Origin of the sequence: Mycolicibacillus koreensis (assembly GCF_002104795.1) — a bacterium.
In the GTDB taxonomy this organism is placed as follows: domain Bacteria; phylum Actinomycetota; class Actinomycetes; order Mycobacteriales; family Mycobacteriaceae; genus Mycobacterium; species Mycobacterium koreense.
Map to the genome: position 1 here is coordinate 82,428 of NZ_NCXO01000010.1, position 15,241 is coordinate 97,668.

At 65.5% G+C, this 15,241-nt stretch carries 14 protein-coding genes, 1 tRNA gene and 2 pseudogenes; 9 read left to right on the forward strand and 8 right to left on the reverse strand.

Going from position 1 to position 15,241, the window contains the following annotated elements; genetic code table 11:
- Window positions 1-4 precede the first annotated feature (4 nt).
- The 5 genes from B8W67_RS06915 to B8W67_RS06935 are packed head-to-tail and all read left to right on the forward strand — an operon-like array spanning window position 5 to window position 5,187.
- The gene (locus B8W67_RS06915; protein ID WP_085303115.1) at window positions 5-1,573 is read left to right on the forward strand and encodes a serine hydrolase; all 1,569 of its coding nucleotides are present in this window, start codon (window positions 5-7) and stop codon (window positions 1,571-1,573) included.
- Entirely contained in the window at window positions 1,570-4,062 is a 2,493-nt protein-coding gene (locus B8W67_RS06920) for an HAD-IC family P-type ATPase (RefSeq protein ID WP_085303117.1), read from the forward strand. The genes B8W67_RS06915 and B8W67_RS06920 overlap by 4 nt, the downstream gene beginning before the upstream one ends.
- A 47-nt stretch (window positions 4,063-4,109) precedes the next feature.
- Complete coding sequence (locus tag B8W67_RS06925) at window positions 4,110-4,289, forward strand: antitoxin (RefSeq protein WP_085303119.1); 180 nt, start codon at window positions 4,110-4,112, stop codon at window positions 4,287-4,289.
- A gap of 3 nt (window positions 4,290-4,292) precedes the next feature.
- Window positions 4,293-4,730 carry a type II toxin-antitoxin system Rv0910 family toxin gene (locus tag B8W67_RS06930; protein WP_085303121.1) on the forward strand — a complete coding sequence of 146 codons (438 nt, stop codon included), beginning with the start codon at window positions 4,293-4,295 and terminating at the stop codon, window positions 4,728-4,730.
- 46 nt (window positions 4,731-4,776) lie between these two features.
- Window positions 4,777-5,187 (forward strand): hypothetical protein, encoded by a 411-nt coding sequence (locus tag B8W67_RS06935; protein WP_085303122.1) that lies wholly within the window; start codon window positions 4,777-4,779, stop codon window positions 5,185-5,187.
- 20 nt (window positions 5,188-5,207) lie between these two features.
- Here the strand turns inward: B8W67_RS06935 and B8W67_RS06940 are convergent, their stop codons facing one another.
- The 4 genes from B8W67_RS06940 to B8W67_RS06955 form a co-directional block, all read right to left on the reverse strand.
- On the reverse strand, window positions 5,208-8,099 hold the full coding sequence (locus tag B8W67_RS06940) for an MMPL/RND family transporter (RefSeq protein ID WP_085303124.1): 2,892 nt from the start codon (window positions 8,097-8,099) through the stop codon (window positions 5,208-5,210).
- Window positions 8,096-8,542, reverse strand: a complete 447-nt coding sequence (locus B8W67_RS06945) for an MmpS family transport accessory protein (RefSeq protein ID WP_197747571.1) — start codon at window positions 8,540-8,542, stop codon at window positions 8,096-8,098. The genes B8W67_RS06940 and B8W67_RS06945 overlap by 4 nt, the downstream gene beginning before the upstream one ends.
- Window positions 8,539-9,162, reverse strand: a complete 624-nt coding sequence (locus B8W67_RS06950; RefSeq protein WP_085303126.1) for a TetR/AcrR family transcriptional regulator — start codon at window positions 9,160-9,162, stop codon at window positions 8,539-8,541. Before B8W67_RS06950 ends, B8W67_RS06945 begins: the two co-directional genes overlap by 4 nt.
- Before the next feature lie 189 nt (window positions 9,163-9,351).
- Window positions 9,352-9,597, reverse strand: coding sequence for a hypothetical protein (locus B8W67_RS06955; protein ID WP_085303128.1), 246 nt, complete (start codon window positions 9,595-9,597; stop codon window positions 9,352-9,354).
- Between the two features lie 113 nt (window positions 9,598-9,710).
- Here B8W67_RS06955 and B8W67_RS06960 point away from each other — a divergent pair.
- The 3 genes and pseudogenes from B8W67_RS06960 to B8W67_RS21510 form a co-directional block, all read left to right on the forward strand.
- Window positions 9,711-10,743, forward strand: a pseudogene (locus B8W67_RS06960) (IS3 family transposase); the annotation flags it as partial.
- A 115-nt stretch (window positions 10,744-10,858) separates the two neighbouring features.
- The gene (locus B8W67_RS06965; protein ID WP_133056075.1) at window positions 10,859-11,254 is read left to right on the forward strand and encodes a hypothetical protein; all 396 of its coding nucleotides are present in this window, start codon (window positions 10,859-10,861) and stop codon (window positions 11,252-11,254) included.
- A 23-nt stretch (window positions 11,255-11,277) separates the two neighbouring features.
- The gene (locus B8W67_RS21510; protein ID WP_264033363.1) at window positions 11,278-11,412 is read left to right on the forward strand and encodes a hypothetical protein; all 135 of its coding nucleotides are present in this window, start codon (window positions 11,278-11,280) and stop codon (window positions 11,410-11,412) included.
- Between the two features lie 44 nt (window positions 11,413-11,456).
- Here B8W67_RS21510 and B8W67_RS06970 read toward each other — a convergent pair.
- The 3 genes from B8W67_RS06970 to B8W67_RS06980 all read right to left on the reverse strand — a co-directional run bounded on the left by B8W67_RS06970 (window position 11,457) and on the right by B8W67_RS06980 (window position 13,703).
- A tRNA-Arg gene (locus B8W67_RS06970) sits at window positions 11,457-11,529 on the reverse strand.
- A 180-nt stretch (window positions 11,530-11,709) separates the two neighbouring features.
- Window positions 11,710-12,702, reverse strand: coding sequence for an amidohydrolase family protein (locus tag B8W67_RS06975; protein WP_085303131.1), 993 nt, complete (start codon window positions 12,700-12,702; stop codon window positions 11,710-11,712).
- A complete protein-coding gene (locus B8W67_RS06980) occupies window positions 12,699-13,703 on the reverse strand; it encodes a type 2 periplasmic-binding domain-containing protein (protein ID WP_085303133.1) in 1,005 nt (334 codons plus the stop codon). The genes B8W67_RS06975 and B8W67_RS06980 overlap by 4 nt, the downstream gene beginning before the upstream one ends.
- 118 nt (window positions 13,704-13,821) lie before the next feature.
- Between B8W67_RS06980 and B8W67_RS06985 the strand changes: the two genes are divergently transcribed.
- Entirely contained in the window at window positions 13,822-14,481 is a 660-nt protein-coding gene (locus B8W67_RS06985; protein ID WP_085303135.1) for a TetR/AcrR family transcriptional regulator, read from the forward strand.
- Window positions 14,482-14,700: 219 nt separating this feature from the next.
- Here B8W67_RS06985 and B8W67_RS06990 read toward each other — a convergent pair.
- Window positions 14,701-15,162, reverse strand: a pseudogene (locus B8W67_RS06990) (transposase); the annotation flags it as partial.
- Window positions 15,163-15,241 lie beyond the last annotated feature (79 nt).

The window sequence follows — 15,241 nt, forward strand, 5'->3', positions numbered from 1 at the left end:
GGCGATGCGTGAACTGGCGGCGCTGGCCGCGTTCCTCACGGTTGCCCTCATCCTCGGCGGCTGCTCGTCGTCTCCGCCCCCGCTGTCGGACACACCGCCGGACCGGTTCTCCGGGATGGACATCCCCGACGGTCGTGTCGACGACGCGGTCGCCCGCCTCGATGATCTGGCCGCCGAATTGATGGACCAGTCCGGTGTCCCCGGCATGGCCGTCGCCGTGGTCCACGGCGGGAACACCGTGTACGCCAAAGGTTTCGGTGTGCGCAACACGAGCAGGGACGCCGACGAGGGCAACCGGGTGGACGCCGACACGGTATTCCAGGTCGGCTCCCTGTCCACCTCGCTCGGTGCCACGGTGGTTGCCCACCAGGTCGGCGCGGAATCGATCAACTGGGACACCCCGGTGGGCGCCTACCTGCCGTGGTTCGCGTTCTCCGACCCCTACGTCAGCGAACACGCCACGATCGCCGACCTCTACGCGCAACGATCCGGGCTGCCGGACGCCGCCGGGGACCTGCTGGCCGAGCTCGGCTATGACCGACGTCAGGTGTTGTTGCGACTCAAACAGCTGCCGCTGGGGCCGTTCCGGACCAGCCACCGCGACACCGACTTCGGGGTGACCATTGCCGCGGAAGCCGTCGCGGTGGCGGCCGCGAAACACTGGGACGAACTCTGCGACGACGTGCTCTATCGACCCCTGGGAATGGAATCGACCAGTTCGCGCTACGCCGATTTCACCCGTCGACGCGACCGGGCGCTGGCGCACACCAAAACCGACGACGGCTACCGGCCCAGCTATCACGGCGACACCGATCCCAAATCCGCGGCGGCCGGTGTCAGCTCGACCGTCAACGACCTGGGGCGGTGGCTGGCGATGCTGCTCGCCGACGGCGACTATCAGGGGAAGACGATCGTGCCCGCCGACGCGCTCACCCCGGCACTGACCGCGCAGACCGTCATCGAACGTGCCCAGAGCCCGGAGGCGCGTGCGGACCTGTACGGCTACGGGTTCGATGTCGGCACCACCTCGACGGCGCGCACCGTCTACGGCAACCACGGACAGTTGGCATCCGGATCGGCGGCGGCGTTCGCCGCGGTGCCCTCCGCCGACGTCGGCATCGTCGTGCTGACCAACGCCGCGGCGACCGAGGTGCCGCAGAGCCTCACCGCACAGTTTCTGGATCTGGTGCAATACGGGGAACTGCGCCACGACTGGCCGCGGCTGTTCCGCGAACGACATGCCGAGCGAAGCGACGACACGCCCGGGCTGGAGACGGCGGCGAAGCCACCGCGGCGAGCCAAGCCGCCGGCGCCGCTGCGCAGCTACACCGGCACCTACTTCAACGACTTCTGGGGGGATGCCAGCGTGACCGAGACTCGGGACGGTCTTGAGCTGACACTGGGGCCGCGACGCGACACTGTGGCGCTGCACCACTGGGACGGGGACACGTTCACGTTCACCCCGAAGTCCGACACCGTGCCCGACGGGGCGGTATCCAAGGCGACGTTCACGCCCGACGCGTTGACCTTGGAATACTACGACCGGGACAGGTTGGGAATATTCTTCCGATGACCACGATGCTGGCCGGTGGGCTCACCGACGACGAGGTCGCCCGGCGCGTCGCCGAGGGCAAGACCAACGATGTTCCGGCCCGCGCGGCGCGGTCGGTGCTCGACATCATCCGCGCCAACGTGTTCACCCGGATCAACGCCATCCTCGGGGTGCTGTTCGCGATCGTGTTGACCACCGGGTCGCTGATCAACGGCATGTTCGGGCTGCTGATCATCGCCAACAGTGTCATCGGCATGGTCCAAGAGATCCGGGCCAAACAGACCCTGGACCGGCTGGCGATCGTCGGGCAGGCCAAACCGGTGGTGCGTCGGCAATCGGGGTCGGTGGCGCTGGTACCCAGCGAGGTGGTGCTCGACGACGTCATCGAGCTGGGCCCCGGTGACCAGATCGTGGTCGACGGGCAGATCATCGAGCACGCGAACCTCGAGGTCGACGAATCCCTGTTGACCGGTGAGGCCGACCCGATCGCCAAACACGGTGGCGACGAGGTGATGTCGGGCAGTTTCGTGGTGGCCGGAACGGGCGCCTACCGTGCCACCCGGGTGGGTCGGGAGGCCTACGCGGCCAAACTGGCCGAGGAGGCCAGCAAATTCACCCTGGTCAAATCCGAACTGCGCAGCGGCATCAACACCATCCTGCGGTTCATCACCTATCTGTTGGTGCCGGCGGGATTGCTGATCATCTACAGTCAGCTGTTCGTCAACAACCCGACCTTCGGGGCGGCGTTGGCCGAGTCGGTGCGTGACCTGATCACCCTGCAGCCCGGCTGGGGGAATTCCGCACGACAGCTGCGGGACCTGTTGATCAGCAGCGATTTCCGGGAGTCGGTGCTGCGCATGGTCGGCGCGCTGGTGCCGATGGTGCCCGAAGGGCTGGTGCTGTTGACCTCGATCGCGTTCGCCGTCGGGGTGGTTCGTTTGGGCCAGCGCCAGTGCCTGGTGCAGGAGTTGCCCGCCATCGAGGGACTGGCGCGCGTCGACGTGGTCTGCGCGGACAAAACCGGCACCCTGACCGAGAACGGGATGCGCCTGACCGAGGTCAAACTGCTGAGCCCGGGCTACGACGGAACCCAGGTGGGCGAGGTGCTGGCCGCCCTCGCCGGGGCGGACCGGCGCCCCAACGCCAGCATCCTGGCCATCGCGGAGGCGTATCCCGCCGACCCGCACTGGCCGGTCAGCACCAGCGCACCGTTCAAATCGGCCACCAAATGGAGCGGCGCCTCGTTCGACGGGAACGGCGACTGGGTGATCGGCGCTCCCGACGTGCTGGCCGACCCCTCCTCGGAGGCGGCCGGTGTAGCAGAGCAGATCGGGGCGCGCGGTTTGCGGGTTCTGCTGCTGGGGCGCAGCGACCGGGCCGTGGACGCCGCCGACGCGCCCGGGCAGGTCACCCCGGTGGCACTGGTGGTGCTCGAGCAGCGGATCCGCCCCGACGCCCGGGCCACCCTGGATTATTTCGGCACCCAGCAGGTCGCGGTGAAGGTGATCTCAGGGGACAACGCCGTGTCGGTGGGTGCGGTCGCCGACACGCTGGGCCTGCACGGTCGGACCACCGATGCCCGCCGGTTGCCCACCGATCCTGACGGTCTGGCCGACGCGGTGGCGAAGACGACCACTTTCGGGCGGGTGCGCCCCGATCAGAAACGCGCCATGGTGCACGCGCTGCAATCGCGCGGGCACACCGTCGCGATGACCGGCGACGGAGTCAACGACGTGCTGGCGCTCAAGGACGCCGACATCGGGGTCGCGATGGGAGCCGGCAGTTCAGCGGCCCGCGCGGTCGCTCAGATCGTGCTGTTGGACAACAAGTTCGCCACCCTGCCCTATGTGGTGGGGGAGGGCCGGCGGGTGATCGGCAACATCGAGCGGGTCGCCAACCTGTTTTTGACCAAGACGGTGTACTCGGTGCTGCTGGCGCTGCTGGTGGGGCTGGCCGGGCTGGGGGCGAAGCTGTTCGACTCCGACCCGCTGCTGTATCCGTTCCAGCCGATCCACGTCACCATCGCCGCCTGGTTCACCATCGGGATCCCGTCGTTCATCTTGTCCCTGGCGCCCAACAATGAACGCGCCCGGCCGCACTTCGTTCGCCGGGTGATGACCGCCGCGCTGCCCACGGGGTTGGTGGTGGGGGCGGCCACGTTCGCCTCCTACCTGCTGGCCTATCGCGGTGCTGACGCCACCACCGCCCAGCAGATGCAGGCGTCGACCGCCGCGCTGATCACCCTGTTGGTGGGCGGGGTGTGGGTGCTGGCGGTGGTGGCCCGGCCCTACCAGTGGTGGCGGGTGGCATTGGTGGTGGTCTCCGGGCTGGCGTATGTGGTGATCTTCGCGATTCCCCAGGCCCGCGCGTTGTTCCTGCTCGATGTGTCGAACCTGGCGGTCGTGGCCAGCGGCCTGGCCGTCGGCGTGTTGGGGGCTGCCGGGGTGGAGGCCGCATGGTGGATCCAGGGAGCGGTTCTCGGTGAAACCCGCCAAGTGTGGCGCAGGTAGGCTCTGCTCCGCAGAGTTCATGAGTTGACTTTGAAAGGACGATTGCGATGGGTTTCCTGGACAAGGCGAAAGACCTGTTGTCGAAGAACGCCGACAAGGTCGATCAGGCGATCGACAAGGCCGGGGACTTCGTCGACGGCAAGACCGAGGGCAAATACGCCGACACCGTCGACAAGGTGCAGGACGCGGCCAAGAAGGCCGTGAACAAAACCGACCCGGAGAACTAGCCGATGGCGAAGCTCTCCGGGGCCATCGATGTCCCGCTCCCGCCGGAGGAGGCCTGGGGGCACGCCGCGGACCTCACCCGCTATCGGGATTGGCTGACCATTCACCGGCTCTGGCGCTCGCCGCTGCCCGACACCCTGGAGAAGGGCACGGTCGTGGAATCGATCGTCGAGGTCAAGGGCATGCCCAACCGGATCAAGTGGACGATCGTGCACTTCAAGCCGCCGCAGGCGATGACCCTCAACGGCGACGGCAAAGGCGGGGTGAAGATCAAACTGATGGCCAAGGTCAAGCCCCAGGGCGACGCCTCGGTGGTCAGCTTCGACGTGCACCTGGGCGGCCCGGCGCTGTTCGGGCCGATCGGGATGCTGGTGGCCGGCGCGCTGCGCAGCGACATCAACGAGTCGCTGAAACGGTTCGTGACGGTGTTCGCGCCGCAGTAGCGCGGCGTTACCGGCGGCGCGCGACGCACCCGATAGTCTCGACGCCATGCCCCGCCCCCACCCCGGATGGTCGGTCGCCGTCTGCGCGGTCGCGGTGTTCGCCAGTAGCTGGCTGCCGTGGCTGCATTCGGCGGACGGTCGCGCCAACGCCGTCGGCGGGGTGGTCGGCGCGCTGCCCCGCGCCGACGGGTTCGGCGCCGGCCAACTCGTCCTGTGGCTGGCTGCGGTGCTGCTGGTGGCCGGGGCCATGATCGGCCGGGGTATCTCCACGTTGACGTCTTCGATTGGGGCGCTGGTGATTTCGCTGTTGCTGGTGGCGACCGTCACCTGGTACTACCGCGACAACGTCACCGCATCGATTGCCGCCGGGTACGGACTGTTCACCGGGGCGGGCGCGGTGGCGGCCGCCACCGGATGCTCAGTCTGGGCGCTGCTGGTCGCGCTGCGCGACCGTTGACCCTCTGGCCTGCTCTCTGACTAATTCTCTGAGGAGGGCGCTGACGACGTCGTCACCGGGGCGGTGTCCGCGGTGGTGCTCACCGGCCGGGCCCGGGCCGGTTTGGTGGGCAGGTTCATCGGCCACCAGAACCAGCGACCCAACAGCGCGGCGATCGACGGGGTCATAAACGAGCGCACGATCAAGGTGTCGAACAACAGCCCCAACGCGATCGTGGTGCCCACCTGGCCGATGATGCGCAGATCGCTGACGACCATCGCGCCCATCGTGAACGCGAACACCAGGCCCGCGGCGGTCACCACCTTGCCGCTGCCGCCCATCGCCCGGATGATGCCGGTGTTGAAACCGGCGTGGACTTCCTCTTTGAACCGTGACACCAGCAGCAGGTTGTAGTCCGAGCCCACCGCCAGCAGCACGATCACCGACATGGCAAGCACCATCCAGTGCAGCTCCATGCCGACGATGTACTGCCAGATCAGTACCGACAGACCGAACGACGCCCCCAATGACAGCGCCACTGTCCCCACGATCACCATCGCGGCGACCAGACTTCGCGTGATCAGCATCATGATGATGAAGATCAGGCACAGCGCGGAGATCCCCGCGATGAGCAGATCGTATTTGGATCCGATGCTCATGTCCTTGAAGACCGCGGCGGTGCCGCCCAACGAGATACGCGCATCCTCCAACGGGGTGCCCTTCACCGCCTCGATCGCGGCTTCGATGATCGGGGTGACGTGGGAGATCCCTTCCTCCGACGCTGGGTCGCCACGGTGGGCGATGATCATCCGCACCGCCTTGCCGTCGGGGGACAGGAACATCTTCAGCCCGCGTTGGAAGTCGGGGTTGTCGAAGATCTCCGGCGGCAGGTAGAACGAGTCGTCGTTCTTGGCCGCGTCGAACGCCTTGCCCATCTCGGTGGAGTCTTTGCCGAGTTCCTCCATCTGCGCGTACATCCCGGACATGGTCGAGTGCATCGTGAACATCATCGTCTGCATGTTCTGCATGGTGTCGATCATCGGCGCGAACTGCGACACCATCTGCGGCATCAACGCGTCCATCTTGTTCATGTTGACGATCATCGCGTCCATCGTCTCGGTCATCGCGTCGATGCCGTCGAGGGTGTCAAAGACCGACCGGATCGCGTGACACACCGGGATGTCGAAACAGTGTGGTTCCCAATAGAAATAGTTGCGGATCGGCCGGAAGAAGTCATCGAAGTCGGCGATGTTGTCCCGCATGTCGTGGATGGTGCCCTGCAGGTCGTTCATGTCGGTGACCATGTCGTGGGTGACGCCGCTGAGCTCGGTCATCAGCGAGTACATGTTCTTCATGGTCACGATCGTCGTGCCCATCTCATCGGCCTGGGTGAGCATGTCGTCCATGCGGTCCTTGAGCAGTTTCATGTTCTGCATCTGACCGGCGCCCTGCATGCTGATGATGAAGGGGATCGAGGTGTGCTCGATCGGGGTTCCCGACGGTCGGGTGATGGCCTGCACCCGCGCGACGCCCGGCACCCGGAACACCGCCTTGGCGATCTTGTCCAACACCAGGAAGTCCGCGGAGTTGCGCATGTCGTGGTCGGCCTCGAGCAGCAGCACCTCCGGGTTCATCCGGGACTGGGAGAAGTGCCGGTCCGCGGCGTCGAAACCGGCGTTGGCCGGGATGTCCTTGGGGATGTACTGACGGTCGTCGTAGTTGGTCTTGTAGCCGGGCAGCGCGGCCAACCCGACCACCGCCAGTCCCAGCGAGGCGGCCAGCACCGGGGCCGGCCAGCGCACGATCACCGTGCCCACCCGGCGCCACCCGTGGACCTCCAGCTTGCGTTTCGGGTCGAACAACCCGAACTTGCCGCCCACGACGAGCACCGCCGGGCTCAACGTCAACGCCACCGCGACGGCCACCAGCATGCCCACCGCGCAGGGCACCCCAAGGGTTTGGAAGTAGGGCATCCGGGTGAACGACAGACACAGCAACGCCCCGGCGATGGTCAGCCCCGAACCCAGAATGACGTGGGTGGTGCCGTTGAACGTGATGTAGTAGGCATCCTCCCGGGTGTGACCGGCCTGGCGGGCCTCCTGATAGCGACCGATGAGGAAGATGCAGTAGTCGGTGGAGGCGGCAATCGCCAACGACACCAACAGGTTCACCGCGAACGTCGAGAGTCCGATGATCTCGTAATGGCCGAGTGCGGCGACGAGTCCGCGAGCGGCGCTGAGTTGGATACCGACCATCGTCAGCAGCAGCACCACGGTCGTGATCGACCGGTAGACCAGCATCAGCATCGTGATGATCACGGCGAACGTGGTGATGGTGATCTTGAGCATGGTGCGGTCGCCGGCGTGGTTCATGTCCGTCTGCAGCGCACCGAAACCGGTCACGTAGGTGGTGACCCCGTCGGGGGCCTCGGTCCCGTCGATGATCGTGCGCACCGCTTCGACCGATTCGTTGGCCAGCGTCTCGCCCATGTTGCCGGCCAGCGTCATCTGCACATAGGCGGCCTTGCCGTCGGTGCTCTGTGCACTGGCCTCGGTGAGCGGGTCACCCCAGAAGTCCTGGAAACTCTGCACATGCTCGGGGTCGTTGCGCAGCTTTTCCAGAATTTCGTCGTAGTAGCGGTGGGCCTCGGTGCCCAGCGGCTCCTTGCCTTCCAACACGATCATCGCGATGTTGTCGGAGTCGCCTTCGTCGAACAGCTCGCCCATCCGGGTCATCGCGATCATCGACGGCGCCTCGGTGGGACTCATCGAGACGGTGCGCGCCTTGCCGACGTCCTCCAGCGAGGGGATCGCGGTGTTGAGCACGAACACCAACGCCAGCCATCCCAGGATGATCGGGACGGCCAGGCGGCGGATCCAGCGGGCGAAGAAGGTGTGGTCGGTGTTGCCGCTCTGGAAATGGGCGGTACTCATGCCGACTTCGCGAAGCAGTAGATGTAGGCGTTCACAGCGGTGGCCGACCTCTCGTCCTTAACGTCGCCGTTGGCGGTGATCCGGCAGCCAATCGTGTTGGCGTCTCCTTGCGCGACGATGTTGCCGACCATCGCCGGCGCGGTCGTCACGATCGTGTGCGACCAGGGCAGGTGCGCGCCGTTGACCTGGTTGGTCTGCCCCTCGTCGTCGAAGTAGTTGATGTCGGCGGTCGCACCCGGCGGGCCGAACACCTCGTAGGTGACCGTTTTCGGGTCGGAGTTGGTCGAGTCGTCCGACATGCTGCCGGCATAGGTCTCGTAGACGTGCGAGCCGAAGATGCCGCGCACCTTGTACACGGCGAACCCGCCGACCCCGATCACGACGACCATGACCACCGGCATCCACAGCATGCCGGCGATCTTGAACAGCGGGAATCTCCTCATGCGACACCGTCCCCGGAAGACGGTTGCGGCAGGCCGCGTTTGAGCTGGGCGTAGCCGGCGCGCACCGCCGCCGCCAGGGTTTGCCGGCACGGCGGCTCACCGGAGGCGATGTGCAGTTCGATGACGGCCGCCGCGACCGCCGAGGCGGCGTGATACACCAACCGCGGGTACACGTCGGTGTCTGGATCGGTGCCGCTGCGGCGCGCGATCTCGGCGAGCATCGGCACCGACGACAGCTCGTAGTGGGCGACATGTTGGGCGATCAGCGCCGGATGGTTGGCCATCAGCCGGGTCACCGCGATCATCCGCTCTAGCCCCGCGGCCGATTCGACGAAGTCGACCTGGACCTCCTCCAGGGAGTCCAGCACCGGCTCGGCGGGATCGCGGGCGGCGAACGCCTCCAGCATGTGCTGCACCGACTTGTCCACCTCGAACAGCACGGCGTCTTCCTTGCAGGAGAAATAGTTATGGAAGGTGCGGGTCGACACCTGTGCGGCCTCGGCGATGGACTCCGCGGTCACCGCATCCAGACCCCGCTCGACGGCCAGGTCGAGTGCGGCGCGCCCGAGGGCTTCCTTGGTGGCGAACTTCTTGCGTTCGCGCAGGCCGATCTCCGACATTGAGTGGAGCCTGCCCTATGTTGCACGAGCGCGCAAGTTTTCCCGACGGTGCAAGATTGTGTCGCAGGTCACCGCCGGCGGGCGACGGGTGGGTGGCGGTCAGCCCTGCGGGGGAGGAGAGGTAAGACTCGTGGGCGCGCCCCACCCAGCATCTCGGTGGGCACCAGCGACGCTGGTTCGGAGTCACCGCTAGATGTACCGGTTGCAGACCTTGTGGTCGGGGAGGAACCGCTTGCCTGAGAGGGCGAAGGCTTCGCCGCGCAGGCTGGCCGGGTCCGTCACAGCGACTAGCTCGTAGGGCACGGGGGAGCCGGTCCGCGGATCCACGGTGGAAGACCGCCTGATCGTCACGCTCACGGCGAGCTCCTCGGCGAGTGCGGTGACCTGATCCGGATTGGCCACTAGCCCGTCGTGCCACTCGATGGTTTTCTTCATCCGGGGCAGGATCTCCTTGTTGCAGCGTTCCCAGTGAGGTGAGTCCCTCGTAGTGGTCCAGTTGTTGTGCGACTCTGATGTCCGGTGTTCGGGCAGGAAGAATCGATGACGACATGGCAGCCAAGAAGCGCCGGCGGCATACGCCGGAGCTGGCCGAGGTGTGCGGGCACTTGGAGATCACCGAGTCGACCTGGCATCGGTGGGTGGCCCAGTACGGCGGGATGAAGGCCAGCGGCGCCAAACGCCTCAAGGAGATCGAGGCCGAGAACGCCCGCCTGAAGAAGCTGGTCGCCAACCAGGCCCTCGACATCGACATGCTCAAGGAGATCGCGTCGGGAAACTTCTAACCCCGAATCGCAAGCGCAGCGCCGTGACGGTGCTGCGTGAGCGGTTCGGGGTCTCCGAGCGGCGAGCCTGCGCGGTCGTGGGCATCCACCGCTCCACGATGCGCCTACAACCGCCGCCGATCTCCGGTGAGGAGGCTGAACTGCGGGCCTGGCTGCGCACGTTCTCCACCGAGCGGCCCCGCTGGGGCTGGCGACGCGCCGCCGAAATGGCCCGCCGAGCCGGCTGGCAGGTCAACAACAAGCGCGTTCGCCGCCTGTGGTGCGACGAAGGTCTACGAGTTCCGCAGCGGCGCACGAAGAAACGCCTGACCGGCATCGGCGTCACGGTCGGGGCAATGTCTCCGATCCGACCGAACGTGATCTGGGCGATAGACTTCCAGTTCGACACCACCGCCGATGGGCGCACCTTGAAGCTGCTCAACGTGATCGACGAGTTCACCCGCGAGGCGTTGGCGATCCATGTTGATCGCTCCATCAACGCCGACGGCGTCGTCGACGTCCTCGACCGCCTGGCCGGCCAGCACGGGGCGCCGCACTACGTGCGGTTCGACAACGGGCCCGAGTTCATCGCCCACGCGGTCAATGACTGGTGCCGGTTCAACGGCACCGGCTCGCCGTGGCAGAACGCTGGATCGAATCGTTCAACGGCCGACTGCGCGATGAGTTGCTCAACTCCTGGCGCTTCGACTCCCTGCTGGAAGCCCGGGTGATCATCGAAGACTGGCGCCGCGACTACAACGCCAACCGACCGCATTCGGCCCACGGCGAGCTCACCCCGACCGAGTTCGCTCTACAGTGGAACCGTGACGACGGTTCGCCGTATGCGCGGCCTTGGAATCGCGATGGCGCTGCTGGCACTAGGCACCACTTCCTGCGCGCCCCAGCAGCGCCACCCCCGAAGTACGGAGACATCTGTGGAGACCGCCGCACGTAAGAGCACCGACAACAACACCATTCGCCACGACCTTGAGCCGTTAACGAAGCGCTTCCCAGCGCTTGGTACGCCCGACGCGGCATCGTGGGTCAGCGGAGTTATGGGAGACCCTAGAATGCCGGGACTGTCGACGTATTGGATCGACGCCATCGTGGACGTGAATCCCGCGACCATGACCGAGTTAAAGTCCAGGTATCAACCTGTGCCGACCACCGCGCGCCCCGACGTGTGGAACACCCTGACCGGTCTGTTGCCCGCTGGCGGCTACCTCGCCAATGACGCACTGAACAGCGCATTTGCCACCCAGCAGAGTCGAGCCAAGGTGTTCCTTGCCGAGCAGGTACCTGTTGTCGTGATCACCTCGATTAGCGAATGACGACACCAGTAACACTGCGCCCCGTGGGCAGCATCGGCCTGGCTGATCTGGCCGCGATCTGTCAGATAGAAGGTCTCGAATATCTGCCGTATCCGTTCTTCACCCACACGTGGCTTTGGGGAGCCTCCCATCACAGCGACGCCATTGCAGACCCATAGACTGTCGTAATCGCACTCAGCGTCAACAAACATGCTGGTAGAAGTGCCCCCGGGCAGATTCGAACTGCCGACACCGGCTTTAGGAGAGCCGTGCTCTATCCCCTGAGCTACGGGGGCCCGGGGCGTGGTTAATGAGTTGACGAAAACTCTAGCGGGTTGACGATGATTGTCGACCGCCTCGTCGCCACCGGCTATGCCTCACCGAGTCGCGTCGGTGAACGCACGCAGCGTGTCGTTGGTGGCGCCGGTGATCGGGACGGATTTCATGGTGCCCGTTCCTCGCGGTGGAAGGGCCTGTCAGCGCTTGACCGCGGCCACCAGGTTCTCCCAGTTGCCCGACGCGATTCGCTGCCGGTCGCTGTCCTCGAGGTTCGCCTCCTCGAGAAAGCGTCGGGCTCCGCCGCACGGGGCGCACTGGAACGGGTAGTCGGTCGAGAACAGGATGCGCTCGACGCCGACTATCTCGATCGCCCAGCGCAGGTAGCGGTGATTGAAAATGCCACTGGGGGTGACGAAGACGTTGTTGCGCACATAGTCCGATAGCGGGCGCGCAAGCTTGGCGGCTGGCGTCAACGTGTCGATCCTGTCGAGGTAGAACAGCACCATCTCGCCCCAGTGGCCCACAATGACCTGCAGGTCGGGGAAGCGGTCGAAAACGCCGCTGAGGATCAAACGCAGCAGCTGAATGCCGGTCTCGTAGTGCCAGCCGATGCCGTGGGTGGCGAAAGCGTCGTCCAGCCCACGGTTGAAGCCACGGTAATACGCGGCCCGCACCATCGGCCGCGGTGACTGCGGGTGCAGGTAGAGCGGCGCGCCGAGCGCCGCCGCTGCTTCGAAGATCGGCCAGAAGTCGCGGTGATCGAGGTTGTGGTCGCGTGTTCGACCGAACAGCATCGCGCCGTTCAGCCCCAGCTCGGTCACCGCCCGTTCCAGTTCGCGAGCCGCTGCGGCTGGTGCCGGGGTGGCCAGGGTCGCGAAGCCTTGCAGGCGGTCGGGATGTGCCCGCACGGTGTCGGCGAGCAGGTCGTTCGCTGCGATCTGCAGCGTGACGGCGTTATCGGGTGCCAGATTCTGCACGCCGGGCGCGGTCAGGGACAGGACCGCGACATCGAGTCCGGTTTCGGCCATCGCCGCGAAGCGGTCGCGGGTCAGGTCGGCGAGGCGGCGCCCGCTCTCCTCGTCGGTCACGTAATATCCCAGCGTCGGATCTTGCCATTGCGGGTCGAGCGTGCGCCACGCCTCCACGACATCTGCGGTGACGAAATGCTCTTCCAGGCCAATGGTTTTCATGACTCCATTAGCTCCGGAATGAAGATGTCCTCGCAGATCAAGCGCCGACCGGACAGCCCTTGTTCGAAGTGGTAGCGCAAGAAGGTGTCGATCGCCGCACGATTTGCGTCGACGCCGCACGGCCACCAGTCCGCACCGAGGAGTTGGCGGTTCCTGTCGAACAGCGAGGTGAACCACGGGATCATGATGCTCATGTGTTGTTTGGTCATCCCGTCGCGATAATGTTGCGTCGCCACGTCTTTGGCGTCACAAAAGCCGCGGTAGAGGGCGTCGGCAAGACCGGGGTGCCCCTTGAGCAGGTCTCGGCGAACGACAACGGTATGCATGATCGGGAAGATGCCGGTGCGTCGGAAGTAGTCGCGTTCGACCGATTCGGGGTCGGGGAACAGCGGCGCGACCTGCGGTGAATTCTTCAACACGCTCTCCGGTACGTCGACCGAGATCAGGGCGTCGATCTCGCCGGCTTCCAGCATCGGCCCCAACGCCTTGCCTTCCGGAGTGGGCGTGACAACGACGTCGTCGGGATGGGGCTGGGCAATGAAATCGAAAGGCGCAATGGGCCGATTGGTCCCGCCCACGATCCATCGGGACTGGTCGGGTTTCACACCGTACTCGTCGGAGAGGATGCCCCTGACCCACACGCCCACGTCGGTTCCATACATGCCGAATTCGCCAATCGTCTTGCCGACGAGGTCTTGTGGTGTGTCGATGCCGCTGGAGGTGTTGACGAAGACGTTGGAGTGCCGGAAGTGTCGCGCCGGAAAAATCGGGATCGCGATGAAGGGCGGATCGGCGAGGTCGAGCGTGCGCAGATAGAAGGTCAGCCCCAGTTCGGAGACGTCAAACGCCCGATGGGTCACCATGCGCTCGAAGATCTCGGAGATCACGGGTGCGCCTTCGACGGTCGCGTCGACCCCGGCGATCGTGACGGTGCCGTCGACCAACGCTCGGGTGTTGTCGTGATCCCCGAGACCAATGTTCAGATGCAGTGCGTCTGCCATGACCGTCTCCTCATTCCGTAAATGTTCATTTACTATGGTGCGGTACGGACGTGTTCGCGTCAAGGTAAACGGTCATTCACGTAAACTTCTCGGTCACCACCCAGGAGGAGGTCCTGCGATGCCCCGCCTCACCCCCGAGCGGCGCGAAGCGCGACGCGCCGAGATTCTCGCCGCAGCCAGGCGGTGCTTTTCGCGCGACGGCTTTCATCAGACGTCGATGCCCGATATCGCCGACGAGGCAGGCCTTTCGGCGGGCGCGGCCTACCGCTACTTCTCCAGCAAGGAGGACATCATCATCGAGATCGCCGGGCAGGCGTTCGCGGCGATGTTCGCGCCCCTTGACGCCCAGCTCGTCGCGGGGGGCGCGCCCCCGACGGTCGCCGACCTGGTCGCCGCTGCAATCGGGCCCGTCAGCGGCGAGATTACCCGCGACGCCGCGGGTCAACCCGTTCCGGTGGATGAGCTGCTGCGTTGTGCAGTCCAGGCGTGGGCCGAGCTGCTGCGCCATGAGGAACTGCGGCAGCGCGCGGTGGCGGGTATCGAGCGCGTGCGGGATCAGATCGCCGCGGCACTGCGTCGAGGACAGCAGGCCGGCACCGTTCCGGCAAACCTGGACCCGAAGCGCGGTACCCGGGTCATCCTGGCGCTGCTGCACGGATTCGTCTTGCAGCGCACAGCGTTCGGCCTCGATGATGCCGAGGGCTTCACCGAAGACGTGCGCACAGTGTTGACCGACCCGGTGCTGGGTGGCGAACGTCGGGCCCGGTCAAAGCGGTGAGGCCGGGGGTGACGCTCTTCGCCCCGATCACCCGTTCCCCTCGCCTATTGACCCGATGGTCCTAATGTCCTAGTTTGGAGTTAATAGGACATCATTAGGGCGGAGAGCCACGTTGAGTAGCGTCACTGAGAGCCTCGTTAGCCGCCCGCGGCATGTCGACCACAGTTATCGAGCGCCCCGGCACGCGAGATATTGTCAAGACCTGTGGATCGGTGAGTTTCAGGCGACCTCCGATCCGACGGTTTGAGGCTCCGCCGTCGATGCTTCGGGGGTGATGTCGATGGGCCGTTCGAGCAGTTTGCCCTTGTGGAAGACAGCGCCGGCACGGACGAGGGCAACCAACTCGGGGGCGTTGACCTTGCGCCAGCGGTTCTGGGCGGCCTCGATGAGCTTGTAGGCCATCGCCAGCCCGGCCGCACGTGAGCCCGGACCTTTGGTGACTTTGGTCCTCAAACGCACTGTGGCAAAGGTACTTTCGATCGGATTCGTAGTGCGAAGATGAACCCAGTGCCCGGCTGGGTACTTGTAGAACTCAAGGAGGACATCGGCGTCGTCGACGATCTTGGCGACCGCTTTGGGGTACTTGGCGCCGTAGTCGACCTCGAACGCCTTGATCGCCATGTGGGCTTTGTCGATATCCTCGGCGTTGTAGATCTCCTTGAGTGCTGCCAGCGCTCCCGGCACGAGATATTGTCAAGACCTGTGGATCGGTGAGTTTCAGGCGACCTCCGATCCGACGGTTTGAGGCTCCGCCGTCGAT